This is a genomic window from Qipengyuania pacifica, from assembly GCF_019857205.1.
GTDB classification, from domain to species: domain Bacteria; phylum Pseudomonadota; class Alphaproteobacteria; order Sphingomonadales; family Sphingomonadaceae; genus Qipengyuania; species Qipengyuania pacifica.
Map to the genome: position 1 here is coordinate 241,086 of NZ_JAHWXO010000002.1, position 26,320 is coordinate 267,405.

23 protein-coding genes and 1 tRNA gene are annotated in these 26,320 nt (G+C 60.9%); 17 read left to right on the forward strand and 7 right to left on the reverse strand.

Annotated features, from left to right (window positions below; all coding sequences use genetic code 11):
* Positions 1-117: 117 nt before the first annotated feature.
* On the reverse strand, positions 118-1,227 hold the full coding sequence (aroB, locus tag KYK83_RS04240) for a 3-dehydroquinate synthase (protein WP_222827307.1): 1,110 nt from the start codon (positions 1,225-1,227) through the stop codon (positions 118-120).
* Positions 1,218-1,784 (reverse strand): shikimate kinase, encoded by a 567-nt coding sequence (locus KYK83_RS04245; RefSeq protein WP_103023292.1) that lies wholly within the window; start codon positions 1,782-1,784, stop codon positions 1,218-1,220. Before KYK83_RS04245 ends, aroB begins: the two co-directional genes overlap by 10 nt.
* A gap of 75 nt (positions 1,785-1,859) precedes the next feature.
* Between KYK83_RS04245 and KYK83_RS17390 the strand changes: the two genes are divergently transcribed.
* The 5 genes from KYK83_RS17390 to KYK83_RS04265 all read left to right on the forward strand — a co-directional run bounded on the left by KYK83_RS17390 (position 1,860) and on the right by KYK83_RS04265 (position 7,288).
* On the forward strand, positions 1,860-1,994 hold the full coding sequence (locus KYK83_RS17390; RefSeq protein WP_255407925.1) for a hypothetical protein: 135 nt from the start codon (positions 1,860-1,862) through the stop codon (positions 1,992-1,994).
* Complete coding sequence (locus tag KYK83_RS04250; protein WP_248284249.1) at positions 1,991-3,838, forward strand: hypothetical protein; 1,848 nt, start codon at positions 1,991-1,993, stop codon at positions 3,836-3,838. The genes KYK83_RS17390 and KYK83_RS04250 overlap by 4 nt, the downstream gene beginning before the upstream one ends.
* A gap of 1 nt (position 3,839) precedes the next feature.
* Positions 3,840-4,718, forward strand: coding sequence for a tyrosine recombinase (locus KYK83_RS04255; RefSeq protein ID WP_222827308.1), 879 nt, complete (start codon positions 3,840-3,842; stop codon positions 4,716-4,718).
* 9 nt (positions 4,719-4,727) lie between these two features.
* Complete coding sequence (locus tag KYK83_RS04260; RefSeq protein WP_222827309.1) at positions 4,728-5,672, forward strand: acetyl-CoA carboxylase carboxyltransferase subunit alpha; 945 nt, start codon at positions 4,728-4,730, stop codon at positions 5,670-5,672.
* Between the two features lie 122 nt (positions 5,673-5,794).
* A complete protein-coding gene (locus tag KYK83_RS04265; RefSeq protein WP_222827310.1) occupies positions 5,795-7,288 on the forward strand; it encodes a M48 family metalloprotease in 1,494 nt (497 codons plus the stop codon).
* Positions 7,289-7,337: 49 nt separating this feature from the next.
* Here the strand turns inward: KYK83_RS04265 and KYK83_RS04270 are convergent, their stop codons facing one another.
* Together KYK83_RS04270 and KYK83_RS04275 are read right to left on the reverse strand one after the other, a co-directional pair.
* On the reverse strand, positions 7,338-7,526 hold the full coding sequence (locus tag KYK83_RS04270; protein ID WP_222827311.1) for a Flp family type IVb pilin: 189 nt from the start codon (positions 7,524-7,526) through the stop codon (positions 7,338-7,340).
* Positions 7,527-7,647: 121 nt separating this feature from the next.
* Positions 7,648-7,827, reverse strand: a complete 180-nt coding sequence (locus KYK83_RS04275; RefSeq protein WP_103023297.1) for a Flp family type IVb pilin — start codon at positions 7,825-7,827, stop codon at positions 7,648-7,650.
* Positions 7,828-7,944: 117 nt separating this feature from the next.
* Between KYK83_RS04275 and KYK83_RS04280 the strand changes: the two genes are divergently transcribed.
* Positions 7,945-8,334, forward strand: a complete 390-nt coding sequence (locus KYK83_RS04280) for an NUDIX domain-containing protein (protein WP_346729419.1) — start codon at positions 7,945-7,947, stop codon at positions 8,332-8,334.
* A 50-nt stretch (positions 8,335-8,384) separates the two neighbouring features.
* Positions 8,385-8,461 (forward strand) — tRNA-Arg (locus tag KYK83_RS04285).
* Positions 8,462-8,509: 48 nt separating this feature from the next.
* Here KYK83_RS04285 and KYK83_RS04290 read toward each other — a convergent pair.
* Positions 8,510-8,872, reverse strand: coding sequence for a metallopeptidase family protein (locus KYK83_RS04290; protein ID WP_248284251.1), 363 nt, complete (start codon positions 8,870-8,872; stop codon positions 8,510-8,512).
* Between the two features lie 124 nt (positions 8,873-8,996).
* Here KYK83_RS04290 and KYK83_RS04295 point away from each other — a divergent pair, with 124 nt between their 5' ends.
* The 3 genes from KYK83_RS04295 to folE are packed head-to-tail and all read left to right on the forward strand — an operon-like array spanning position 8,997 to position 11,653.
* The gene (locus KYK83_RS04295) at positions 8,997-9,488 is read left to right on the forward strand and encodes a hemerythrin domain-containing protein (RefSeq protein ID WP_103023299.1); all 492 of its coding nucleotides are present in this window, start codon (positions 8,997-8,999) and stop codon (positions 9,486-9,488) included.
* A 15-nt stretch (positions 9,489-9,503) separates the two neighbouring features.
* The gene (locus KYK83_RS04300) at positions 9,504-11,045 is read left to right on the forward strand and encodes a phospholipase D-like domain-containing protein (RefSeq protein WP_346729413.1); all 1,542 of its coding nucleotides are present in this window, start codon (positions 9,504-9,506) and stop codon (positions 11,043-11,045) included.
* Complete coding sequence (gene folE, locus KYK83_RS04305) at positions 11,042-11,653, forward strand: GTP cyclohydrolase I FolE (RefSeq protein ID WP_103023301.1); 612 nt, start codon at positions 11,042-11,044, stop codon at positions 11,651-11,653. The genes KYK83_RS04300 and folE overlap by 4 nt, the downstream gene beginning before the upstream one ends.
* 77 nt (positions 11,654-11,730) lie before the next feature.
* Here folE and KYK83_RS04310 read toward each other — a convergent pair whose 3' ends face one another.
* Together KYK83_RS04310 and KYK83_RS04315 are read right to left on the reverse strand one after the other, a co-directional pair.
* Positions 11,731-12,513, reverse strand: coding sequence for a class I SAM-dependent methyltransferase (locus KYK83_RS04310; RefSeq protein ID WP_222827313.1), 783 nt, complete (start codon positions 12,511-12,513; stop codon positions 11,731-11,733).
* A 656-nt stretch (positions 12,514-13,169) separates the two neighbouring features.
* Positions 13,170-13,649, reverse strand: coding sequence for a peroxiredoxin (locus KYK83_RS04315; protein ID WP_103023304.1), 480 nt, complete (start codon positions 13,647-13,649; stop codon positions 13,170-13,172).
* 204 nt (positions 13,650-13,853) lie between these two features.
* Here KYK83_RS04315 and ahcY point away from each other — a divergent pair, with 204 nt between their 5' ends.
* The 7 genes from ahcY to addA all read left to right on the forward strand — a co-directional run bounded on the left by ahcY (position 13,854) and on the right by addA (position 26,302).
* Positions 13,854-15,260, forward strand: coding sequence for an adenosylhomocysteinase (gene ahcY / locus KYK83_RS04320; RefSeq protein WP_196846323.1), 1,407 nt, complete (start codon positions 13,854-13,856; stop codon positions 15,258-15,260).
* A gap of 83 nt (positions 15,261-15,343) precedes the next feature.
* Positions 15,344-17,689: a sensor histidine kinase gene (locus tag KYK83_RS04325; RefSeq protein ID WP_221597537.1), complete on the forward strand. Its 2,346-nt coding sequence runs from the start codon at positions 15,344-15,346 to the stop codon at positions 17,687-17,689.
* Entirely contained in the window at positions 17,686-18,123 is a 438-nt protein-coding gene (gene tsaE, locus KYK83_RS04330; protein ID WP_222827314.1) for a tRNA (adenosine(37)-N6)-threonylcarbamoyltransferase complex ATPase subunit type 1 TsaE, read from the forward strand. The genes KYK83_RS04325 and tsaE overlap by 4 nt, the downstream gene beginning before the upstream one ends.
* Positions 18,120-19,109 (forward strand): aminoglycoside phosphotransferase family protein, encoded by a 990-nt coding sequence (locus tag KYK83_RS04335; RefSeq protein ID WP_222827315.1) that lies wholly within the window; start codon positions 18,120-18,122, stop codon positions 19,107-19,109. The genes tsaE and KYK83_RS04335 overlap by 4 nt, the downstream gene beginning before the upstream one ends.
* On the forward strand, positions 19,106-19,828 hold the full coding sequence (locus KYK83_RS04340) for a nucleotidyltransferase family protein (protein ID WP_222827316.1): 723 nt from the start codon (positions 19,106-19,108) through the stop codon (positions 19,826-19,828). The genes KYK83_RS04335 and KYK83_RS04340 overlap by 4 nt, the downstream gene beginning before the upstream one ends.
* Entirely contained in the window at positions 19,821-22,826 is a 3,006-nt protein-coding gene (addB, locus tag KYK83_RS04345) for a double-strand break repair protein AddB (RefSeq protein ID WP_222827317.1), read from the forward strand. Before KYK83_RS04340 ends, addB begins: the two co-directional genes overlap by 8 nt.
* Entirely contained in the window at positions 22,823-26,302 is a 3,480-nt protein-coding gene (gene addA / locus KYK83_RS04350) for a double-strand break repair helicase AddA (RefSeq protein WP_222827318.1), read from the forward strand. The genes addB and addA overlap by 4 nt, the downstream gene beginning before the upstream one ends.
* Positions 26,303-26,320: the final 18 nt, after the last annotated feature.

Genomic DNA, 26,320 nt, shown 5'->3' on the forward strand with positions numbered 1-26,320 from the left:
GCGCATCCTCACCTGCAAGAGGCCGCCGGGATAGCGGCGCACCCCAATTGTGTCCCGCGATTTTGAAAGTCGTTCGTAGAAAATTGCTGCGCGTTCGACACGCAGCATTGCACCTGCTCAGTGAGCTTGAAGTTGCTCGTCGAGAAAGGCTGCCACATCCTCCAGCCGGACCTCGCGATCGAGAAATGCAGACCCGATGCCGCGCAAAAGTATGAAGGGCAGGATGCCTGCATCCATCTTCTTGTCATGCTGCATATGATCGGCAAGATCGCCGCCGCTGCATGCCAGTTCCAGCGCGGATATTTCCGCTGGCAGACCCGCGGCATCGACCGCATGTGTAACGCGTTCGGCGTCTTCGCCGCACATCAGACCGCGTCGCGCAGAATATCGCGCCGCCAGCACCATGCCCATCGCCACAGCCTCTCCGTGGAGAAGCTTGTCGGAAAATCCCGTCTCGGCTTCCAGGGCATGGCCGAAGGTGTGGCCCAGATTGAGCAGGGCTCGTGCGCCGCTCGTCTCCCGCTCATCCTCGGCGACGATCCGCGCCTTGGCCGAAACACTTCTCGCCACGGCGTCCTCCAATGGCGCTTGCTCCATTCCCAAGACCGCATCGCCATGCTCCTCCAGCCAATCGAAAAAACCGCGATCGCCAAGGACGCCGTATTTGAGAACTTCGGCATATCCGGCGCGCATCTCGCGCTGGGGGAGGGTAGAGAGGGTTCCGAGGTCGGCAAGCACAAGGGATGGCTGGTGGAAAGCTCCAACCAGATTTTTTCCTGCAGGTGTATTGATCGCCGTTTTCCCTCCAACCGAACTATCGACCTGCGATAACAGTGTGGTCGGAAGCTGGACGAAGCCGCAGCCGCGTTTGAGAATGGCGCACGCAAAGCCAGTCAGGTCACCGACGACCCCGCCGCCCAATGCAAAGACGTGATCTCCGCGCTCGACATTTTGCGCCAGGAGCCAGTCTGTAAGACAGGCAAGGCTGTCCCAGCTTTTCGAGGCTTCGCCGGGGGCGACATCAAACCAGCGCGGTTCGATTCCTGCCAACTCTAGCGAGCGCGAGACCGCATCGCCCCAGTTCGCACGAGCATTGATATCAGCCACAATGCAGACGTGGCGCTTGCGAAGAAACGGCTCTGCTTCGGTCGCGATGCTTTGAAGCAGGCCATGGCCCACCCGAACCTCATATTCCCGGCCTGCCAGTTCGACGGGGATTATAGCCATGCGTCGATTGCCTCCAGAATGCGCTCCGCCGTTTCGGCGTGGGGTCCGTTATTGGTCAGCACATGGATCGGCGCTTCGGCATAGGCCGCGCTACGCTGATCCTTCAATTTGGCGAGTATCTCGCGGGGGTCGCCCGTCCGCAGCAGAGGGCGGTCATTGCGCCGCGAGGTTCGCTCGACCAGCGTGTCGACATCGCAATCCAGCCACACCGCAATAGCCTGACCCAGAATTATTCCCCGCGTTTCGGGATCGACGAATGCGCCGCCACCCGTTGCGATTACGCCGTGGGCTTCGCCCATGAGCCGTGCGATCACGCGCCGCTCGCCATCGCGGAAATAGGCTTCCCCATGTGTTTCGAAAATCTCGCTGATGGTGCGATTGGCCGCGCGTTCTATCTCTTCGTCGACATCTATGAAATCTGTGCCGAGAATGGCAGCGAGTCGGCGTCCGACCGTTGATTTGCCCACGCCCATAAGACCCACCAGCACGACCGGCCGGTCTATCCGCCGGGCAATGCCACCGATCTCGGCAGGGGTGAGGCTGATCGCATGGGTCATTGCCGCCGTGCCTAGAACTGGGCTAGGGCGCGGGCAAGGTATCAGCACTTGGAGCGGGACGCGAAAAACTTGGCTATGAGCGGCAGGAAGGTTGGCGGCGTATTGGCTGTGCTGTTCGTGGCGTTGCTGATCGCAGCGTTGATCGACGGCGGCGAGGAACCGTTACACCCCATCGAACAGACGATCGATGTGCCGGAGGCGGCACGATGAAATCGGCATGGTTGATAGGCGGCGCAGCGCTCGCGCTGACGTCGGCAATGGTCTGGGCACAGGAAGCGCCGGTCGATTTGCTGCCGCCTGGTTTCGATGATCCCGCGCCGAGCCCAAGTCCTGCCCCGGCACCGCAGCCGAGCCGTGCACCGGCACCGACCCAGGGCAGTACCCCGCAACCGACGGCGACCCAATCTGGAGAGATCGTCCAGCCCCTGCCGGTGGAAGCGGCGCCATCGGGCGCGAATCTGGACTTGTCGGATCTGCCAACGCTGCAGGAACTTGAAGACATGTCGACCGATGAGCTCGACGAATTCCTCGGCCTCAAGCCCAAGTTCGATATTCCGCCCGCGGCCCGTCGCTCTATGGAGCGTGTAGGCGTTCTGGGTGCGGGCGAGGGCGGTCTTCCTTCGGCCTCGCTCGAAAAGCAGCCCGCGGGTCTGGTCCGGGCGGTGCTTGCCGGAACCACGCAGCCCATGGTTTCGCGCTGGGGCCATATCCTGCTTCGGCGGGCGCTGGCCAGCAGGCTTGCTGCGCCCGAGGGGATGGATCCGGTCGAATTCGCGACTCTGCGGGTCAAAGTGCTCAACGCGATGGGCGAATATGTGGTCGCTCGGGCTCTGGTGCAGGATATCGACACAGGCAATTATTCGCCGGCACTCACCAATGCGGCGGTGGAAGCGTATATAGGAAGTGCCGATGTCGTGGGTGCCTGCCCCGCGGTTCAACTCGTCCAGACAAATCGTGACGATACCGAATGGCAGATGCTGGCGGGGATCTGCAATGCCTATGCTGGCGAAACAACGCGGGCACAGAACGATCTTCGCCGTCTGCTGAACCGCACTCAGGACGATCGCATCGATGTACTTTTTGCGCAGCGCTTCGCAGGGGCGGCTGGGCGCGGTCGCCGCGCCGTTACCATCGAATGGGACGACATCAATTCCCTGACGCCGTGGCGGTTCACCATGGCAAATACGCTTGGCGAGACGATCCCGGATAAATTGCTCGACCGGGCCAATCCCCAGCTTCTGAGCATTGCGGCAATCACCCCGGCACTCACGCCCGCACAGCGCGCAGCCGGTGCCGACGTTGCCGGAACTAGCGGAATTCTATCTTCTGCAGCGATGGTCGATCTGTACAGCCAGCTTTACGCTCAGGACGGGGTGGCGGGCCCCGCAGCGCAGACCGCGTCTAGCCTGCGCGAAGCCTACGTCGGCACCAGCCCGGTGCAGCGCATCGGTGCGATCAGGGATATCTGGTCAAGTGGTGGCGATTATTCTTACGGTCGCATGGTTCTTACCGCCTACGCTGCCGCGCGTATCCCTCCGAGCAGCGATTTCAGTGAAGACGCCGGCGGGCTCATCGCGTCCATGCTCGCTGCCGGGCTCGACAGAGATGCGGTTCGCTGGTCCGGCGAAGTCGATGGCGGAAGTCAGGCTTGGGCATTGCTTGCCCTTGCTGCGCCCAACAGTTCCACTGGCATCAGCAGCGGCGATATCGACAGCTTTATCGACGATGATAGCTCGTCGGGGCAGCGCAAATCGCGCATGCTGGTCGCTGGGCTGGCCGGGTTGGATAAAATCGGCGAGGGCGCGCTGGATCAGTATGATGGGCGCCTCGGTGTGAATATAACGGCAGAAAGTCGCTGGACCCGCATGATTGATCAGGCTGCCGCAGTGAATAATCGCGCTCTTGTCGCCATGCTTGCGGGCCTCGGAATGCAGGGTGCAAGCTGGGATCGCATGACGGCCCGCCATCTCTATCACATCGTATCCGCCTTGCGGCGCGTGGGACTGGACGCCGAAGCCAGGATGATCGCCGCGGAGGCCGTGGCGCGCGCCTGATGTGAGCGCGATTCCCGATTTCCTCGCCATGCTTGCTGCCGAACGGGGCGCGGCGCGCAATACGATTCTCGCTTATGGCCGTGACCTGGAGCAGGCCGAGGAACTGATCGGTTCGAACTTGGACACGGCAAGTTCTGCGCAGCTGGCCAAACTCGGCGCAGGCTGGTCCGACCTTGCCCCCTCGACAATGGCGCGGAAGGTTTCGGCCTTGCGACAGTTTTTCGGCTTTCTGGTGGATGACGGGTTGCGAGATGACGATCCGACCCATGCGTTGCCGCGACCCGCGACCCGCCGTCCTCTGCCAAAGATACTGTCGCACGAAGAGGTCGAATCGCTTTTCACGGCAGCAGAAGAGGCTGCGCAGACAGATAGTCCCACCGCCGTGCGTCTACTGACATTGCTGGAAATGTTGTACGGATCGGGCTTGCGGGCGACCGAGCTCGTGTCGCTACCCGTATCCGCGGTACCGCGCGATTCCCCTTTTCTTACCGTGATCGGCAAGGGTGGGCAGGCGCGGATGGTGCCCGTCAGCCACCGCGCGGACAAGGCCCTCAAGCGCTGGCTTGCCTTGCGCGATCTCAGTTCGAGATGGCTGTTCCCCTCGCGCACCGGCCACCTTTCTCGAGTGCGCCTGTTCCAGATACTGAAGGATTTGGCCGTTCGTGCCGATCTGCCCCCCGAAAAGCTGAGTCCTCACGTCTTGCGCCATGCCTTTGCAACTCATTTGCTTGAGGGCGGCGCGGACCTTCGCGCACTGCAGACATTGCTGGGCCACTCCGATATTTCGACCACCCAAATCTATACGCATGTCGATGCTGCGCGGCTCGTCAGGCTCGTCAACGAAAGGCACCCGCTTGCACGCGGGCGTCGTTCGGACTAGCGCACGGCCATGATTTCCTACCTCGAATTCGAGAAACCCGTCGCCGAACTGGAACAGCGCATCGCAGAACTGCGCAGCGCAGCCGATGGCGACGATGTCGATATCTCTACCGAACTCCACCGTCTCGAGCAGAAGAGCGCCGATCTTTTGGCGAGCACGTACGAGTCGCTCAGCCCCTGGCAAAAGACACAAGTCGCCAGGCATCCCTCACGCCCTCATTTCCGTGACTATGTCGAACAGGCTTTCGAGGATTTCGTGCCGCTCGGGGGCGATCGTAATTATGGTGACGACGAAGCCATTCTCGGTGGCTTCGCCAAGCTCAATGGACGCAAGATCATTCTGATCGGCCATGAAAAGGGCAACGATACGGCCAGCCGCATCCGTCACAATTTCGGGATGGGCAAACCGGAAGGCTATCGCAAGGCGATACGCCTCATGGAAATGGCCGGTCGTTTCGGACTGCCAGTGGTTACGCTCGTCGATACGTCGGGCGCGTTTCCTGGGGTCGAGGCGGAAGAGCGCGGGCAGGCGGAAGCTATTGCGCGCTCGACGGAGGCGTGTCTCGCCCTGCCGGTACCCATGGTGGCGGCAATCGTCGGCGAAGGCGGTTCGGGCGGCGCAGTCGCGCTGGCCAGCGCCGAACGTGTCCTGATGATGGAACATGCCGTATACTCGGTGATCTCACCCGAAGGCTGCGCATCGATTCTCTGGCGTACCGCAGAAAAGGCGCCCGACGCGGCAGAAGCGATGAAGGTCACCGCTCAGGATCTAAAAGGTCTCGGCGTGATCGACCGCATCGTCCCCGAACCGGTGGGCGGTGCGCACCGCGATCCCGTAGTCGCTGCCACATCTCTGGGTGCCGCGATCGCTGAAGAACTGGACATGTTGGGCGGTTACGCGCCGCATGAGCTCAAGCGTCAGCGTGAAGACCGTTTCCTGGCAATAGCTGGCTGATTTGCAGTCCGAGCGGCGGGAACAAAATTCCGCTCGTTCCGGTTCTCCTACCGTCAACGAACAACAGCGCGCGGGCGGATCATGCCGTCCCGCGCGTTCGTGTAAATCGGGGAGAATTCTTCATGTTACGCAAAAAATTTATCGCGGCGTCATCCGTCAGCGCTCTCGCACTCGCCTTGTCGGGTTGTGTTGGTGCCGGAAACATTCCCAGTGCATCGACGCCCATCACGCAGAGCGAAGCGCAAATGGGCGCCGAAGCACATCCGCAACTGCTCGCTGAATTCGGCGGTGCAATGACCGGCAGCCAAGCGCAATATGTCGAACAGGTCGGAAAGAACATCGCGGTCCATTCCGGCTTGGGGAATGCGCGCGAATCGTTCACGGTGTCTCTACTCAACAGCCCGGTGAACAATGCCTTCGCCATTCCGGGCGGTTATATCTATACCACCCGGCAACTGGTTGCTCTCATGAACAACGAAGCCGAACTTGCCGGTGTTCTCGGGCATGAAGTCGGCCATGTGGCCGCCCGCCACTCGCAGCGCCGCCAGGCGGCCGCCCAGCAGAACTCTTTACTCGGTGCGGCAGGTGCAATCCTTTCGGGTATCCTCCTCGGCAACAGCGGCGTCGGACAACAGATCTCGCAGGGGATTCTCCAAGGCTCGCAATTGCTGACCCTGAAGTTCTCCCGCTCGCAGGAACTGGAGGCTGACGGGCTCGGCATTCGTTATCTCAATCAAGCGGGCTACGATCCACGTGCCATGGCCAGCGTTCTGCAGAGCTTGGCGCTTCAGAACGCGCTCGACGCCAGGGTCCAGGGTCGCGGGAACGCGAGCATTCCTGAATGGGCATCGACCCATCCGGACCCGGCAAGCCGTGTGCAGAGTGCCCTTGCGACAGCGCAGGCTTCTGGCGCGACAGGTGGGGTCACCAATCGCGACACCTTCCTCACGCGCATCGATGGCATCACCTATGGTGACGATCCGTCGCAGGGTGTGGTCGAAGGGCGCCAGTTCATCCATCCCGAACTGCGGCTCGCATTTACTGCTCCGCAGGGCTTTTTTATGGTGAACGGCACCGACGCCGTCACGATCAATGGTCAGAGTGGGCAGGCGCAATTTACGATGGCACCGTATAGCGGTAACCTCGACAATTACGTCACAAGCGTTTTTTCTCGCCTAAGCCAGCAGCAACAGATCCGACCGCAGTCGATTCAGAAGACGACCGTCAACGGTCTTCCCGCGGCTTACGGCAGCGCGCGTGTGAATTCAGGGAATGGACAGGTCGATGTGACGGTGTTCGCCTATCAATTCGCCAATGATCGGGCTTACCATTTCCTCGCCATCACCCCGGCTGGCGGGACTTCAAGCTTCAACGAAATGTTCGGATCGATGCGGCGTATCGACGCGCAGGCAGCAGCCAATGTGATCCCGCGTGTGATCGACGTGGTAACCGTCGGCAGCGGAGATACGATCAATTCGCTGGCTAGCCGGATGGCCTATAGCGACAATCAGGTAGAACGGTTCCGTGTCCTCAACGGGCTGACGTCAAACGAGGGAATCAGCGCAGGGCAGAAGGTCAAGCTGGTGGTCCGTGGGCGCGGATTGCCAGTTCCATAGTCGAGTGAATAAAAGGGGCGACGGACCGAAGTCCGCCGCCCTTCTTTCTTCATGCTCCGGCAGCTGGAGCCGGCGTGCCAGTCATAGAGCTCGAAACCTTGGTGAACGTCGTGCTGAGGTTCGTGCCGAGGCTGCTCATGGCAGTGATTGCAGCAACTGCGATAAGTGCAGCGATCAGGCCGTATTCGATTGCGGTTGCGCCTTCTTCATTGCGGCGCAGCTTGCGGAAAAACTTCATGTGTCGTCTCCTGGTTCAGTCTTCGTACCCGGCTCGTTCCGAAATCATGGTGCGAGCAACTTGCTTCTTGCACGGCAGTGGTTGAAAAAATCCTAACTGCACGAGCATCTTTTCGCTCTCATCAAACCCCGGTCGAAGCGAGAATGGTGTCACTGATCAAGTTCCACATTCCGATGACTTCTTGCCCGAAAGTCTGCACTGCCCCGACCATGGCGAGGAAGATAAGAGCGAGGATCAGCCCATATTCGACTGCAGTGGCACCTCGCGTGTCGCGTCCCAGATCTTTAAGGAATTCGACCATTACCAGATGCCCCCATCCGTCACTTGTCCAAGCTGACCGCTCGTGATTACTTTTGGTCAGGTTAAAAAAGGGTTGAAGGCAGCACCGACTTTGGAAAAAATCCCGACATGGATCTGCGTGGCCGCATTGGCGCTGCGGGACGATAGAGGGCGCTGGCTCATGCATCGTCGGCCTCTCCATAAACATCATGGCGGCCTGTGGGAGTTTCCTGGCGGCAAGGTGGAGCCCGGCGAACGCCCGCGTGAGGCTCTCGTCAGGGAAATACAGGAAGAGCTGGGACTGTCGCTTGTGCCGCACGCCGCTCAGCCTGTCGCATTCGCCGAAGAGGATGACACGGGCAGCGCGAAGCCGATTGTCATAATGCTTTACAGTTCGGCTTGGGACGGCAGTCCGGTCGCGGCTCTCGAAGGCGGCGAAATTGCCTGGTTCAGGCCGCACGAGATCGATTTGCTGCCAAAACCCCCACTCGATATCGAACTATCTCGAAGGTTGTTCGAAAAAGGGTGATTTAGGGATTGCCAAGACTCTGGAGCCTGCCTATGTGGCGCCCTCCAAGCGCGCCCGTAGCTCAGCTGGATAGAGCACCAGACTACGAATCTGGGGGTCAGAGGTTCGAATCCTTTCGGGCGCGCCAATTTCCAAAAGCCCGCCTCCTTATCGAGGCGGGCTTTTCGATTCCCGGCTAGTCGGCCTGGTCTTCGAGCCGGTGCATGTCTTCGTCGCTGAAGCCGAAATGGTGGCCCGCCTCGTGCACGACGACATGGCGAACGAGGTCTTCCATCCTCACCCCCGTCGCACGCCATTCCGCGATCAACGGTTCGCGAAAGAGCCATATGCGCGGCGGCATCCTCCCGCTTTCCCAGATCGATCGGTCGGGCAGGGGCTCACCCTGGTACAGTCCGGACAGTTGCCAGTGATCGTCGAGATCCACGGATTCAAGCTGTTCGGGCGTCGCAAAGTCCTCGACCTCGAGAACGACGTCGCTCAGCTGACTGCGAAACTCTGCGGGAAGTCCGGCAAAGGCCGCCTCCGCCATGATCTGCATCTGCTCTCTGGAAGGGGCCGGTCGGTCATGCATGGTGATATGGATATGATTGCGCCGCAGGATCGGTTCAAGGCAGGAACCGCACTGCGTGTGACCTGTTCAGGTTTCGAAGGAGATTGATTTCATGGCTACCGCCACCGAGATTTTCGAACGACTGAAGCAGGATCACGACAAGCATAGGGAACTTCTCGACAAGCTGCTCGAGACGAGCGGCGACAGCGATGATCGTGAAACGCTGTTCGAGGAGCTGACCAAGGAACTCAAATCCCATGCCGCCGCCGAAGAGCAGGCCTTATATTCGACGATGCTCAGAAAGCCGCCGACAACGGACGAAACCCGTCATTCGGTTGCCGAACATCACGAAATCGAGGAAGCGCTGAACGATCTCGCCGCGACCGACATGTCGTCGGGCGGCTGGCTGACGAAATTCAAGACGTTCGATCATGACTATCGCCATCACATCGATGAAGAGGAAGAAGATCATTTCCCGGATTTTGCGAAATATCTCGACGATAAGGATATGGAGCACATGGAACGGGTCTTCGAGCGTCGTAAGAAAGAAGAGAAGGCAGAAGCCGAGGTGACTCCTGAGAAGAAGGAAGACGCCAAGGAATAGGGGGATAGGGGGGTTGTGAGCAAAAACGAAGAACCGGATCCGAGCCGTATCTCGCGGCTCGATCCTTCGGTCGAACCGGGCGTCTGGCGCTACGCCAAGGCATCTCGCGCCAGCGTCATCATCGATGCGGCGGATTATTTCGCTTTCATGCAGGAAGCCATGCTCGGCTCGCGCCGTCGCATCCTTCTCATCGGATGGGATTTCGATACCCGCATTCATCTCGAACGCGGGCGCCGGTGGTGGCAGCGCACCTGGAAGCGCGGTTATCCTTCAAGGCTCGGCAGTTTCATTGCCTGGCTCGCGCGGCACCGTAAACAGCTCGACATACGTCTGCTGAAGTGGAGCGTCGGCGCCTTGTCCACTATCGGTCGGGCCTCGATGTGGTGGGATCTCGCTCGCTGGGTTCGCCACCGGCAAATCAGTTTCAAGTTCGATACGGCGCACCCGATCGGCTGCACCCATCATCAGAAGATCGCGGTTCTGGACAACAAGGTCGCCGTGTGCGGCGGTATCGACATGACCGACAAGCGCTGGGACACGCGCGACCACAAGGAACACGATCCGCGGCGCAAGACTCCTCGCGGAACCGATTACGGCCCGTGGCACGATGTCAGCATGATGATGGAGGGCGATGTTGCCAAGGCTTTGGCCGATCTCGGCGGTGACCGCTGGATATGCGCCGGGGGCAATCAGTTGCCGGACGTCGAGGATGGGCCGGGCAATCCCTGGCCAAATGCCCTGACCGCGCAGTTCGAAGATGTCGAAATCGGCATCGCCCGAACCCGCGCCGCCTATCGCGACTGGGATAAGGTCGATGAGATCGCGCAGCTCTATCTCAAGCATATCGCGGGCGCCAAACGGTTCATCTACGCCGAAAGCCAGTATTTCGCTTCACGCGTGATCGCCGAAGCGATCATCGAGCGGCTGCAGGAAGACGATCCGCCGGAAATCGTGATCGTGCATCCGCGTCATGCCGATGGCTGGCTGGAACAGCAGGCCATGGACCATGCCCGCGCCGAGCTTGTCAGATCGATCGAGGAGGCCGACATGAAGGGCCGCTTCTCGCTCTGGTCACCCTTTAGCGGCGAAACGCCAATCTATGTTCATGCAAAACTGATGGTCATCGACGACCAGATCCTGCGAATCGGATCGGCCAATCTGAACAATCGCTCGATGGGGCTCGATAGCGAATGCGATGTATTCATCGATTCAACCCGTCCCGGCAACGAACATGCCGCCGATAATATTGCCGCCCTGCGCTATTCCCTCTTGGCCGAGCACTGCGGCCTGGAAGAAGCCGACATGCCCGAACTGCTCAGCCGGCACGGATCGATGATCGGGCTGATCGAAGATTCCCAAGGTAGCAAGGGGCGCACTTTGGAGCGTTATCGCCCGCCCGACCTCAACGATGTCGAAGAAACGCTGGCCCGCAGCGCCTTGCTCGATCCTGAAGACCCGGACCACATGTTCGAGCCATTTGCAAAGGGCGGTCTTTTCCGCAAGGGGAGCAGGCTTTCGCGGTTTCGCGATAAGATCAGGAGGTACAGGGGAAAGTGAGTAGCCTAGTTGGACCCGACGAGGACGATCCGCGCGCAAAGCCGCCGGTGCCCCAGCATGTCCAGGATGCCATCCGCACTCTTATCGAGTGGACCGGAGACGATCCCTCTCGCGAAGGCCTGCTCGATACACCCAAGCGTGTGGCGAGGGCATGGAAAGAATATTGCGTTGGCTACGAAGAAGACCCGGCGCAGCACCTTGGCCGCGTGTTCGAGGAAGTGGGCGGTTACAACGAAATCGTCCTGCTAAAGGACATTCCGTTCCAATCCCACTGCGAACATCACATGGCCCCGATCATCGGCAAGGCCGCCATTGCGTATCTGCCCAATGATCGGGTGGTCGGCATTTCGAAGCTCGCGCGTGTCCTTCACGGTTTTGCGCGCCGGCTTCAGGTTCAGGAACGCCTCACGGCCGAAGTCGCGGACTGCATCTGGGATAATCTTCAGCCTCAGGGCGTCGCCGTGGTCATCGACGCACAGCACAGCTGCATGACCGCACGCGGAGTCCGCACGCCTGGTGTAGGCATGGTCACCAGCCGCATGATGGGCACTTTCCTGGATGACCACCGCAGCCGCGAAGAAGTGCTCAAGCTCATGGGGTATGGGTAGCGATTGGCAGGCGGCCCCTTACCGCTAGGCGTCTTTAAACTTGCCGATCGCATGGATGTCCGGTCGACGCCGGTGATCTATTCGGCTTCTGCGATGACCAGACGCAAGGGACCCTCATAAAAGGGTCGGCTCCGCCAGTGTCCGTATTGCTTATCCCACTGACCATTCGCCAGATCTTGCGACAACCTGTCGACGAACTGCTGGACGAGGGATTGTGGCACGAGGCTCCAACTTGAACATGCGAGCCGGGCACCTTCTTCTAGGAAAGCTTCCGGTCGGCCGTAATAAGCTTCGTTGAACCCGTCGGCGCATTCCAGCGGGATAGGTACCGGCTCCACCGTAACGGTCCCGCCAAGAGCCGCCTCGATGCGCTTTAGCGGAGGGAAACGGCGTGCTTCGATCTCGCGGACCTGTGGGATGTAGTCGCTTAGCCAGTAATCCATCATCATTGCAGGATCGCACACCAAAAGGACGACCGGACCCCGAGTGACCCGGCGCATTTCCGCAAGACCTTTTTCCAGATTGGACCACTGATGCACTGTCACGGACGCCATTGACGCATCGAAGCTGTCGTCTTCAAACGGGAGGCTCTCTGCCACCGCGTCGATGGCAACTGCCAGATGGGACGGCCTCTGAGCCCTCATGGCTGCCGACGGTTCTACTGCCGTTACAAGGCAATCCGTCGGCTCGTAGGAACCGGCGCCTGCGCCGACATTCAATACCGTCTGCGCATCGCCAAGGGCACGGCGTATCTGCAATGCAATTGCGGGCTCGGGCCGACGGTAGTGACTGTAAGTCCGCCCGATCCGGCCGTAGTCGACATCGCCCGCACTGCCATCTGATAGTCTTGCCTGGCTCATGACCTCTCCCGTTCTTCCGCTGCGACTTGTAAAAGCTCTCCTGAAATTAATGAAGACAGCAGGTGACAGCGCCGATGATGGTTCCTCGTTTGAAACGACTTTCCTACAGGATCGATATCTGCTCCAGACTGGCAGATGTCCAAACGACCTGCCCATAAAGCCCGCCGTCGACCGCCATTCTTCCATCCCGCCATGCCAAGGACTCGCACCGACGGCTGGAGCGTTTCGCGCCAATGCGAATTCCTGGCGCAGCTATATGTCGCTGGTTCGGTCGGCATTGCGGCACGGCGCGTGCGAATGACACGGGCTTCCGCCTATCGGCTCCGCGATCGGGCTGATGGCGCTGGGTTCGCCTTTGCCTGGGACCATGTGCTCACGCCGCCAGGCACGGGGCACACAGCCCGCCGGGAACCGGATTGGCGGAAGGTTACAAATGAGGAGCTGATCTGCCGCGCGGAAGAGGGGCTGGTCCAGCCGGTCGTCTATCGCGGAGCAATGGTCGGTATTCGCTGGAAACCCGACATTTCCGCGGCGTTGCGACTGATGCGGAGGTCGGCGGGGGCGCCAATACGCAAAAGGGCGAGACCACCGGTCCCGCCCTTCCACGAGTTTTTAAAACAGCCCCGGTCGGTGTAAACCGGATGCCGTCGATGGACCTAGAGTTGGCCGAGCATATGTTCGGCGCTCGAAACCGAGAAGTCGCCGGGTTGTTCGACATTGAGCTGCGTCACGACGCCGTCGTCGACGACCATCGAATAGCGCTGCCCGCGTTTGCCCAGGCCGAAGCCGGAACCGTCCATGGTCAGTCCGACCGCTTCGGCGAAATCGCCATTGCCGTCGGCCAGCATGGTGATGTCGTTCGAACCGGAAGCATTGTTCCATGCGCCCATGACGAAGGCATCGTTGACCGCTGTCGCAACGATTTCATCGACGCCCTTCGACTTCAGCTCGTCGGCCTTTTCGACATAGCCCGGCAGATGGCGCGCCGAGCAAGTTGGCGTGAATGCTCCGGGGACCGAGAAGAGGGCGACTTTCTTGCCCTTGAAATACTCAGCCGCATTGACCTGTTCAGGGCCGTTCTCGGTCGCTTTGACCAGGGTTACATCGGGCAGTTTGTCGCCCACCGAAATCGTCATGTTGGAAACTCCGTCTGTCCCATCCTTGGCGCGAGGTAGGACTGTGGCCCGTGCGGCGCAAGTTCTGCCGTATAGTAAATCGGGCCTGCGCTGCGACGGGGGGCGCAGCATTGCCCTCGCGGCGGCAAGTGGCTAGGGGCGGGGCCAACAGAACGACCGGGATTTTTCTTTGCGGTCGCCAATTTCAAAGCCGAGGATTTTTTCGTGACCGATTTTACCGATTACGTCGTCAAGGACATTGCACTGGCCGAATATGGCCGCGCCGAAATCGCCATTGCCGAAACCGAAATGCCGGGGCTTATGGCCCTGCGCGAAGAATATGCGCAAAAGCCGCTCAAGGGCGCGCGCATCACCGGCTCGCTGCACATGACCATCCAGACGGCCGTCCTGATCGAAACGCTCGTGGCGCTGGGCGCAGATGTGCGCTGGGCGACCTGCAACATCTATTCGACGCAGGATCACGCTGCCGCGGCAATTGCCGCACAGGACATTCCGGTTTTCGCGATCAAGGGTGAAAGCCTGGCGGATTACTGGGACTATGTCGGCAAGATCTTCGATTGGTCCACCGATGAAGACCAGGATCAGACTGCCAACATCATCCTCGACGATGGCGGCGATGCGACAATGTTCGCGCTGTGGGGTGCCCGCATCGAGGCAGGCGAGGAACTTCCCGAGCCGCAGAACGCCGAAGAAATCGAATTCCAGCGCGCGCTCAAAGCCTTCGTTGCTGCCAAGCCTGGCTACCTGACCAATTCGGTTAAGAACATCGTCGGCGTGTCGGAAGAAACGACCACGGGCGTTCACCGTCTCTATCACCTTGCCAAGCAGGGCAAGCTGCCGTTCCCGGCCATCAATGTGAACGACAGCGTGACCAAGTCGAAGTTCGACAATCTCTACGGCTGCCGCGAATCGCTGGTCGATGCGATCCGCCGCGCTACCGACGTGATGTTGTCGGGCAAGGTTGCCTGCGTTGCTGGCTTCGGCGATGTCGGCAAGGGCTCGGCCCAGTCCCTCCGCAATGGCGGTGCGCGTGTCCTCGTTACCGAAATCGATCCGATCTGCGCACTGCAGGCCGCGATGGACGGTTTCGAAGTCGTCACGATGGAAGAAGCGGTGAAGGTCGCCGACATCTTCTGCACGGCGACAGGCAACGAGCATGTGATCACTGCCGAACACATGAAGGCGATGAAGAACATGGCAATCGTGTGCAACATCGGCCACTTCGATAGCGAGATCCAGATTTCGGCGCTCGACAATTACGAGTGGAACGAACTCAAGCCTGGCACCGATCTCGTGAAGTTCCCCGACGGCAAGGAAATCATCGTCCTTGGCAAGGGTCGCCTCGTGAACCTCGCTTGCGCGACTGGCCACCCGAGCTTCGTGATGAGCTTCAGCTTCACCAATCAGACGCTGGCCCAGATCGAATTGTGGACCAAGGGCGAAGACTACAAGAACGACGTCTATGTGCTGCCCAAGCACCTCGACGAAAAGGTCGCCGCGCTTCACCTCGACAAGCTCGGTGTGAAGCTCACCCAGCTCAGCCAGAAGCAGGCGGATTACATCGGCGTCCCGGTCGAAGGGCCGTTCAAGCCGGAACATTACCGCTACTGATTGTCGCAACTGGCGGAAATACCGTCGCATGAACGCGCGCGGGGGCATTGCACTCCCGCGCGCGTCCGCATAGCTGGCGGGTAATGGATACTTCTCCCGCACTGTTGGCCATTATCGGCCTCCTGCTGGCCTTGTGGACCGCTGGCGCCGTGTGGGTGATGTTGCGCGCGACCGGGCGCGAACAGAAATCCGTTGCCAGCCGCAAGGCGGCGCAGCGCCTTTCCCGCATGATCGAGGAAGGCCCCGCCATCCCGATGCTGGTGCGGGCCGATGGACGGATCGAGGCGCCGGACCGGCTGGCTCGCTGGATCGGTCTCGAAAAGGTGCCCGACTACCTCAGCGAACTGGCAGGCGCCGACGGCCGCGGGTTGAGCGAAGACCAGGTCGAAGAACTCACCCGCTATGTTCGCCGTACCCAGAAAACGGCCCGGCCGTTTCGGATGGCCATCACCGTATCGCCGGGGTCGGGCAAGTCGCTCGCAATGCAGGGCACCCTGGCCGATTCGGCAGTGTCGCCCGGGGGCGCGGCCCTGATCTGGGTATTCGATTTCAGCGAGAGCGAAGCCGAGCTGACCCAGCTGCGCGAGGAGGCGGCGCGTGCCCGCGAAGATTTCGGCGCACTCGTGGGTCTGATCGAAGCCGCGCCCATGCCGATGTGGTTCCGCGGTGCGGACATGCATCTACGGCTCGTCAATAAGGCCTATGTCGCTGCAGTCGGTGCCGAAAGCGCCGATCAGGTCGTCGCAGACCAGATCGATCTCGTTGAAACGGTCAACGGGCGTACCGCAGCGCAAGTCGCGCAGCAGGCAGCCGATCGCCGGCAACCTATCGAACGGATCGTAAGCGCCACGATCGACAGGGCGCGTCGCACGATGCGCGTCACCGATCTTCCACTCGTCGGCGAAGGCATTGCCGGCTACGCGGTAGATATCGAAGAAATGGAAGAGCAGGCGCGCGAATTTCGCGCCTTCCGCGAAGCCCAGCGCTCGATGCTCGACCAGCTTTCCATTGGCGTGGCCCAATTCGATTCGGCGCATCGCATGACATTTGCGAACCAGCCATTTCACCGCGTGTTTTCTCTGCCGCCCGGTGTGGTGAACGACCGGACGACATTCCAGCACATGCTGCTGATCGCCCGCGAGAATGGCCGCATCCCCGAAGTGCGCGATTTTCCGGCTTGGCGAAACGAACTCGCCGAATGGTTCCAGCACGACGAGCCGCACGAGGAAGCCTGGTCGCTATCCGACAGCACTCATCTTCGGATCGTCGCCCAGCCGCTGCCGGATGGCGGTCTCGTGATGATTGCCGAAGACCGGACGGAGCAGCTGGCCCTGTCGGCAACGCGCGATACGTTGCTGCGCACCAGAACCGCCACCTTCGACAGCCTGTTCGAAGCGCTCGCGGTTTTCGCTCCGGACGGACATCTGGAATTGTGGAACCGCGGGTTCCCCGGCGCCTGGGGTATCGATCCGGAAGCCTTGGATGGCCATCCACAAGCCGAAGACCTTTTGAATGCCGTCGCCAAAAATCTGTCCGACCCATCGGCTATTTCGCGCATCAACCAGGTGATCCGCGCCGCAACGCTGGATCGCAAGAAAAGCGATGGCCGGGTCGAACTGGCCGATGGGCGAACGCTCGATTTTACCGGTGTACCGCTTCCCGACGGCAATGGCATGCTCACTGTCCTCGATGTCACCGCCTCGCGTCAGGCCGAAGAGGCCCTGCGTGAACGCAACCGTGCGCTCGAAGAGGCAGATGCAGTGATGACCCGCTTCCTCGCCAATATGAGCTATGAATTCCGCACACCGCTGACGTCGATCGGTGGATTTGCCGAATTGCTGACAAGCGGCATCGCGGGAGATCTGACCCCGACGGCGAAGGAATATGCGCAAGCGATCTCGCTTTCCGTCGGCAAACTCACCGAACAGGTGGAGAATGTCCTCGACCTGTCGCAGTCAGAAGCGGGCTTGATGCCGCTGCGCAAGACCAAGCTCGAACTGATGCCGTTTGTCACCCAGATCGTGCGCAAGCAGGAAGACCGGATCCTCGAAGGCGGATTGACGCTCGACCTGCGGGGCGACCCCGGCAAGACGATTACTGCGGATCCGCAACAATTGCGCCGGGCCATCTCCCAGCTTCTCGACAATGCGATCAACGGGACACCGCGCGGCGGTCGTATCCTCATCGATATCGGCCGCAAGCGCGGCGAGACCAAGATCGTTATTTCCGACAACGGTCGCGGGATGAGCCAGCACGAACTTGCCCGCGCGCTGGAGGGCATCCGGATGTCGGCGGATGGAAAGGGTATCGAGCGCCGGCATGGGCTCGGAATTCCACTCGCGCGCCAGCTTGTCGAAGCGCACGGCGGCACGCTGGAAATCCACAGCCGGAAGAACGGCGGCACAACCGCCTCGATCACGCTCCCATGACCGTCCCGCTACCGGATTTGGCGGCAATGGAGGCTCTCGGGAGAAAAATTGCCGGGAAGATCGAGCCGGGTGATGTCGTGGCCTTGTCAGGCACGCTTGGCACGGGGAAGACAACGCTTGCCCGCGCCATCATTGCTGCGCTCGGCTATGAAGGCGAAGTGCCGTCACCCACTTACACCATCATCGAAACCTATGATGGATTGCGCATCCCTCTCGTTCATGCCGATTTCTACCGATTGAACCATCCCTCCGAAATCGAAGAACTCGGCCTCGACGACTATCGCGACGGAGCAGTGTTGATTGCCGAATGGCCCGACCACGCCGGAGGGTTTGCGCATGAGGCGGGATGCCTGTCTATCACGCTTGAAAAAGTGGGTGAGGGGCGCGAAGCCGTTGTATCGTCCGGCGCATCTTGGCAAAGCCGCTGGCCATGAGTGACGCTCTGCCTGAAGGCATCCATAACTTCCTTGGCAACACCGAGTGGGAAGGGGCAGAGATTGCCCCGCTTGTCGGCGATGCCAGCTTCCGCCGTTATTTTCGTCTGCGCATGGGCGGCAGGACCGCAATGCTTATGCATGCTCCGCCACCGCACGAAGACCCGAAGCCCTTTCTCCAGGTGGCGCACTGGCTCGAGGCGAATGGTATGCGCGCGCCGCATATTCTTGCGGAGAGCGCGCCCGAAGGATGGGTGCTGACCGAGGATTTCGGCGATCAGCGAATGCGCGAGTGGATCGATGAGCATCCAAAGGATGAACGTGACATCTACGCGAAAGCCATCGAAACCCTTGCCCAGTTACATCGCCTGCCTCCCGGACCGTTCCCGCTGTACGATATGGCGGTGTATCAGCGGGAGGTTGACCTGTTCGTCGAATGGTACTGTCCGGCCATGGGGCTGGTCGTAGATGCGCCGAGCTGGGCGGCAGCGTGGGAGGAAGCACTCGCGCCCTTGATGAAGGGCCAGAACCCCGGCGTTACGGTTTTGCGCGACTATCATGCGGAAAACATCATGCTGCTCGAGCCAGAGGAGCTGGCAGGCGCACAGGGGCTGATCGATTTCCAGGATGCGTTGGTCGGGCACCCGGCCTACGATCTCGTCAGCTTGTTGCAGGATGCCCGGCGTGACGTTTCTCCGGCGCTCGAGGAAGAAATGCTCGGTCGCTATCGCGCAGCAGCCGATCCGGGCGAGCATTTCGAAGCGGATTACGCACGCCTCGGGGCTCAAAGGAATGCCAAGATTGTCGGCATTTTCACACGACTGTGGAAGCGTGACGGCAAGGCCCGGTACCTCGCCATGATTCCCCGCGTGTGGGAGGCAATGGAGCGCGATCTGGCACATGATGCAATGGCGCCGGTGGCCGAATGGTTCGCCCGCAACGTACCGCAGGAAATCCGTGATACGTTTGGCGGTGAAATCCAGTGACGGCATTGGTCACCGACACGGCGATGTTGATGGCCGCGGGCCTCGGCAAGCGGATGCGCCCATTGACCGCATCCACACCTAAGCCCTTGGTCCGGGTCGCCGGAAGACCGCTGATCGACCGGGCGCTTGACCGGCTGGAAGAAGCAGGCGTTTCGCGCGCTGTGGTCAATGTCCACTACCTTGCCGATGCCATCGAAGCGCATATTGCGTCGCGCAAAGCGCCGAGCATCACCTTCTCGGATGAACGCGATGCACTGCTCGAAACCGGCGGCGGCATGGTGAAGGCGTGCGATGCGGGAATGCTTCCCGACCCTTTCTTCGCCTGCAACGCGGACAGCATCTGGCTGGATGGGCCGCGCAATGCCTTCGCCGATCTCTCCACTGCCTGGGATCCGGAGCGCATGGATGCGCTTCTGCTCGTCGTCACGCATGCAAGGGCGCATAACTTTGACGGAACGGGCGATTTCTACATGGATGGTGCAGGGCGGCTCAAGCGCAAGCTGCCCGGCCGCATTGCGCCCTTCATCTATACGGGCATCCAGCTCGTTTCGCATCGCCTGTTGCGCGATGCACCAGACGGCAAGTTCTCGACCAATGTTCTGTGGAACAGAGCCATCGAAGAGGGCCGCCTCTATGGCCTGGCATTCACTGGCCACTGGTATGAAGTCGGCACCCCAAACCATATTCGCCCAACGGAAGATGCATTGACCGGTGGCTGAGCGGGTTCGGCCCAAGGTCTATTCGATTGCCGCCCACCGCGGCTTCGCCGATGCACTTGTTGCAGGACTCGTGCCTCGATACTCTGAACCGGAATTCGGCCTCGCACGCCTGACGCTCTTGCTGCCGAGCAGCCGCGCGCGCCGCACCGTTTCCGAAGCCTTCATCCGTCACGCGGGAGAGCAGGGCAATCCGGGTTTGTTGATGCCGCGCATGGCGGTTGTCGGCGACCTGGATCTCGATGAAGCGTTGGGCCCGCTGCTCGATCCGCTCGGTGCGGACATTCCAGCGGCCGTTGATCCACAGCGTCGCTTGTTCGCCTTGGCGGACCTGATCGCCGAAACCATGGGGGAAAGCGCCCCCACAGGCGCCACCTTGCTTCGTCTCGCGAGAGAAACCGGCGCGACGATGGACAGGCTTCTGGTCGAAGGAATTGGCCCGGAAGAGCTCGTCGGCGATGCAGTGCTTGACCTCTTCGGATCTTTGTCCGGCCATTGGCAGGACAGCCTGCGGGTGTTTGCGACTGTACAGGCGAAATGGCTTGGCCGCCTGCAGGAATGGAACAGGCTGGATGCGGCTGCGCGCCGGAATCGACTGTTCGACTTCGCAGCCGAAAGCTGGAAAAGATCGCCTCCCGGCACGCCAATGGTGGCGGCTGGTGTGACGAGCGCGGCACCTTCGCTGGCGCGGCTGCTGCGCGTTGTGGCCGATCTGGATGAGGGGGCAGTCATTCTGCCCGATTTCGATCTCACGATGCCGGCCGATGTGTGGGACGAGCTGGGCCGCGCAGGCGCCGCGCCCGAACCGGGAGACACTCCATTCGCGCGCGATGATGCGGTTTCGCACCCACAATACCATTTGAAGCTGTTGCTCAACCGGATGGGCGTGGCTCGGGAAGAGGTCCAACCTTGGCACCGCAAAGGTCTGGCTGCGTCTCCGCCGGAACGCAGTCATGCCATCGGCTCGCTCTTCCTTCCTCCCGAGGCCAGCAAGACCTGGATCGAGCTACCCGCGGAAAAGCGCCGTTTGGCTGGCGTGCGGATTATGCAGGCCGCAACGCCCGAAGAAGAGGCGCAGGCTGTCGCATTGCTAGTGCGCGAAGCGCTGGACCATCCCGGAAAGCGCGTGGCCGTCGTCACGCCAGATCGGCCGCTTGCTCGGCGAGTCGTCCATCACCTCGCCCGCTGGAATATTCTTGCAGACGATTCTGCCGGACGCCCGCTTGCGCAAACTGCAGCAGGCCGTGCATTTCTCCTCACTTCCGAGGTCATGGCCGAAAATGCCAAAGCGGTGCCCTTGATGTCTCTGCTTGGTCACCCACTTGCCGATGGCGGGATGGAACGCGGAACATGGCTTCGGCACCTTCGGACAGTCGAGCGCGAACTGCGCGGTCCGAGGCTGGAAACCGGTCTTCGGCCAATCCGTGATGTCGTGGAAAAGCTGGTGCCCACCCATAAGCAGTTGGGGGATTGGTGGCAGCTAACCGAGGCGGCGATCGCTCCCTTGCTGGAATATCAACCTGACCAGACCGCACGATTGAGCGATCTGATCGATACGATTGCCATGGCTGCCGAGAATTTGTGCGGCGAGAAACTCTGGGCGAAGGAAGATGGCCGGAGTCTAGCGCAGTTCGTCGAGGATTTTCGTCTCCACGCCCGGGAGGCGCAATTCGACATTCTTCCTCGCGACGTCGCTCGCGTGCTGGTGGATGCAATGGAGCCGGTGGCCGTTCGCCCGCCCTATGGCGGTCACGCGCGGGTACAGGTGCTCGGATTGCTCGAAGCGCGCATGAACCGTGCGGATATCGTAATCTGCGCAGGTCTTAACGAAGGTGTATGGCCGGGGCGTGGCAGCGTCGACGCGCTTCTGGCGCCGCCGGTATTGCGGGCACTGGGTGTTCCCGGTGCGGATTTCCGTATCGGCCTTTCGGCGCACGATCTCGCCGGTGCGCTTGGTGCTCCTGAAGTCGTGCTCAGCCGTTCGGCGCGGGATGAAAGTGGGCCGACGATACCTTCGCGGTTTCTTCTGCGCGTTCAGGCGTTGCTTGGCGATCTGCTGCCAAGACATACGGACACACGCGCCATCGATTTGGCCCGGGCCATGGTCCGCACGCCCGAAGCGCCAGTCTATCCGCGGCCTCGTCCAATGCCGAATGCGGACCAGCGACTGGTCGATATTTCGGCGACTGCGCTAGATCGTTTGCGCGGTGATCCTTACCAGTTCTTCGCGGGCAAGATCATGCAGTTGCAAGCGCTCGACGCGCTGGACGCGTCGCCGAGCCCCGCATGGCAGGGTGAGGTCGCGCATCAGATCCTTGAGGAATGGCACAGGGCCGATCCCAAACCGCCAATCGTCGAGATAATGAAGCGAGTGTTCGAGGAGCGAAACGTCCACCCGCTTATGCGCGGTCTGTGGCAACCACGCCTAGAACGCGCTCTCAAATGGGTCGAACATGAAGTCGCTGGTTACGGCGATCGCGAGGTTGTCGCTGTCGAAGCGTGGGGCGAAATGCATGTCGACGGTGTGCGAATTCACGGAAAGATCGACCGGCTTGACCGGTATGCTGATGGGACGCTGGCTATCGTCGATTACAAGACCGGCTCGCCGCCTTCGTCGAAGATGGTCGAACAGGGATACGCCCTCCAACTCGGACTGCTCGGAATGATGGCGGAGCGGGATGGCTTCAAGGCGGCATCGGGCGAAGCGACCAGGTTCGAATACTGGTCGCTGGCCAAGGCCAAGACCGATGGCAACCCGTTCGGCTTCGGATACGTAGAGACACCGCTCAAGGTCGGAAGCAAAAGGAGCGGCCTGCCACCGGAAGATTTCCTACCGACAACCGCAGCCTATCTGGATGGTGCAATTGCGGCCTGGATCAAGGGCGATGAGCCCTTCACCGCGCGGCTCAATCCCGATTATCCGGGTTACGATACCTATGACCAGCTTATGCGGCTGGACGAGTGGCTCCCGCATATGGACGTGGAAGGGGAAGAGGCGTGAGCGGCCAGGTTTATCCGCTCGTTGGTCATCAGCGCGACGCGGTCGATCCGCGGGAGAGCGTATGGCTCTCCGCCAGCGCAGGGACCGGCAAGACGCAGGTACTCTCTGCGCGCGTCCTTCGCCTGTTGCTCGAACCGGGCGCCGATCCTTCACAAATCCTGTGTCTGACCTTCACCAAGGCTGGGGCTGCCGAAATGGCGGTTCGCGTCAATGAAGTCCTGGCGCGGTGGGTTCGCCTGCCGGACGAAGTGCTGGCTGAGGAACTGGCCAATCTGGGCTCGCCGACCGATCCGGAAACCCGTTCCCGGGCGCGGTCGCTGTTTGCAAGGGTTCTCGACTGTCCCGGTGGCGGGCTGAGGATCGATACCATCCATGCCTTCGCCCAGTATCTGCTCGCAGCGTTTCCCAATGAAGCGCAAATCCTGCCCGGCAGCCAGCCGATGGAAGATCGCGATCGAGACCTCTTGAGCCTCGATGTTCTCGCTGAACTCCTCGAAAGCGGTGAACCGATCGTGCGCGAGGCGGTGGCAGAGATGAGCCGCCGCAAGGGGGCGGATGCCGTACGCGGCTGGCTGATGAAATGCGCCGGGTATCTCGACACATGGTACCAGCCCGACTGGCAGGGCGATCTCACTGCGCCGGTGCGCCGGATGCTAGACATTCCATTCGATGCTGGAGCAGATTGGGTCGCTGAAGCCTGCACCGATGGTGAATTTCCTGTCAGCGCTCTTCTGGCTTGCAGTCGCATCAACGCGGAGTGGAATACCGCCACTGGCCTGAAGAGCGCCGATTTCGCCGCGGGATGGCTGGCCGCGAGTCCCGCTGCCCGTCTTGCCGAACTTGATGGCTTCTTCGGCACCTTGCTTACGCAGAAAGGCGAGCCGAAGAGCTTGGCCAATCTCGAAAAGATCGATCCCGCGTATGGCGGATATATAGCCGATGTTGTGGACGGTATTGCCTCAGTCGCGCAGCGTCGTGCGCTGCTTGACCTTGCCGATTTTCTCGTACCCCAGCTCACGGCTGGCCGCGCATTTGCTTTCGAGTGGGAGGCGGCCAAGGCGCGCGAAGGACTTGTCGATTTCGACGATCTTATTGCCCGTGCCGCCAACCTGCTTTCTGACACGGCAATGGCTGACTGGATCCGCTACAAGCTGGATCGCAGTTTCGACCATATCCTCGTCGATGAAGCGCAAGATACCAATCGGGCGCAGTGGCAGATCATAGAGGCTTTGACCGACGATTTCTTCAGCGGCGAGGGCGCGCGTGGGAATGCGGTGCGCACGATTTTCACCGTTGGCGATTTCAAGCAGGCAATCTTCGGTTTCCAGGGCACCAGCCCGAAGAATTTCAGGGACGCCCGGGATCGTTTCGCCGAAAGCATGCGGAAAACAGCGGACGCGGCTGCCGACCTGCAAGGCGGGCCGTATCCGCGCTATCTGCGGGAATACGGGCTCGGTCAAAGCTTCCGTACCGCGGACAATGTTCTCGATTTTGTCGACAGTGCCATTGCCGCGATCGGCAGCGAAGGCTTGGGTCTCGATAGAGACGCTGAAGAGCACGAAGGTCAATCCCGTCCTGGCATGGTGACCCTCTGGAACCTGATCCACGCCGATAGCGGCATGGAAGAAGGCGAGGTAGACGAAGGCTGGCTGGGACGTCACGATCGTAAATTGGCCGACCGTATAGCGCAGCAGGTTCGGCACTGGATGGATTTGGGCTTTCCCTTGGTGAAAGATCGACACAAGGGTGGTGCACCTCGGCGGGCTGGTCCCGGGGATGTCATGGTGCTCGTGCGCAAACGGCGCGATCTGGCGTCGCTCATAGTAGCGCGCCTTCACCGCCGGGGCGTACCCGTCGCAGGGGTGGACAGATTGCGATTGGGCAACCCGCTCGTCGTCAAGGATCTGATGGCAGCCATCCGGTTTGCGGCACAGCCCTTGGACGACCTGACCCTCGCATGTGTGCTCGTATCACCGCTGATCGGCTGGTCTCAGGAAGAACTGCTCGAGTACGGCTATCGCGCCAAGAATGTCCGCCTGTGGGAACACCTGCGTAAAAGCGAAGCGCCTCGCGTCGGGGAAACCATGGCAATCCTACGCGAGATTCTACGCCGGGCGGATTTCGACACTCCGCAGCAATTGCTTCACTGGATATTGATCGGCCCGATGGATGGGCGTCGGAAGCTTGTCGCGCGGCTGGGGCGTGAAGCGAACGATCCGATCGATGAATTGCTCAATGCGGCCAACGCCTACGCTGCAAGCCATATCGCGAGCCTGCAGGGCTTCATCCAATGGTTCGACGCTGGCGAGGGCGAAATCAAGCGAGACGCAGGCGAGGGCGGCGATCAGGTTCGCGTCATGACGGTGCATGGTTCGAAAGGGCTCCAAGCCCCCATCGTTGTACTCGCCGATGCGGCAATAGGCCCGGACGGCGCGCGCGATCTCGAACTGGAGGAAACGCCGCTGGGGCACGTCGAGCCGCGGCGCATTCCCTTGCCCGGGCTGACCAAGGAACAGAAAGTCGGCCGGTTGCAAGTAGCGGAAGAGCGCGCTGCTGCCGCCGAAATGGAAGAACACTGGCGTCTGCTTTACGTGGCAATGACGAGGGCGGAGGAAGCGCTATTCATCGGAGGTTCGCTCGGTCCCCGCGACGTGAAACGTGGCCAGGCGCACGAAGATAGCTGGTACGCACGGCTGAAGCCTCTCTTCGGCAATGAGCCGCTAGCCGATGATCTGTGGGGTTCGCGTTGGGAATGGGGCGAACTGACCAAGGAAGCCCCGATCGAAAGCGTATCGGCAGCAGAGCCCGTCACCGCACTTCCTGCATGGGCAGTAAGTCCGGTCGGGCCGGAACCGCGTCCGCCCCGGCCACTTGCCCCGTCGGGTCTTGGTGAGGTGGAGGGAAGCGATCCGCCCCTGCCGCCAACACATACAGCCGACGCCGCCCGCAGGGGCACGCTGATCCACACGCTTCTCGAACGATTGCCGCTTGTGGACGAAGACGATCGCGAGGCGCGCGGATTATCTTGGCTCGCGCGGCAAACGCCCGATCTCGATGAGCATGAACGTGCAGACATTCTCGAGCGGGCACTGACGGTATTGGGAGATCCGCAGTTTGCACCGGTCTTCGGGCCGCAGGCTCTTGCCGAAATCCCGCTTGCTGCGGAAGTGAATGGGCAGGTGGTGATGGGGACCGCCGACCGGCTCCTCGTCACCCCCGAAAAGGTCACGGTCGTCGACTTCAAAACGGCGAGGCGTCCGCCCCTATCGGTCGATGCCATTCCCGACAGCACGATGAAGCAGATGGCAGCATATGCGGCGGCGCTGGAGGTGATCTACCCTGGCCGCCAGATCGAGGCCGCCGTTCTCTATACCCAGACACCGCAGCTCTTCGCCTTGCCCGGCGAAAGACTTGCCGCTTACAAGAGCGCGTTTGCGGCTCCGCAGGAAAGTTTTGTGCTGCCGCCAGTTGAGTAAATACATGCGCAGCCCACA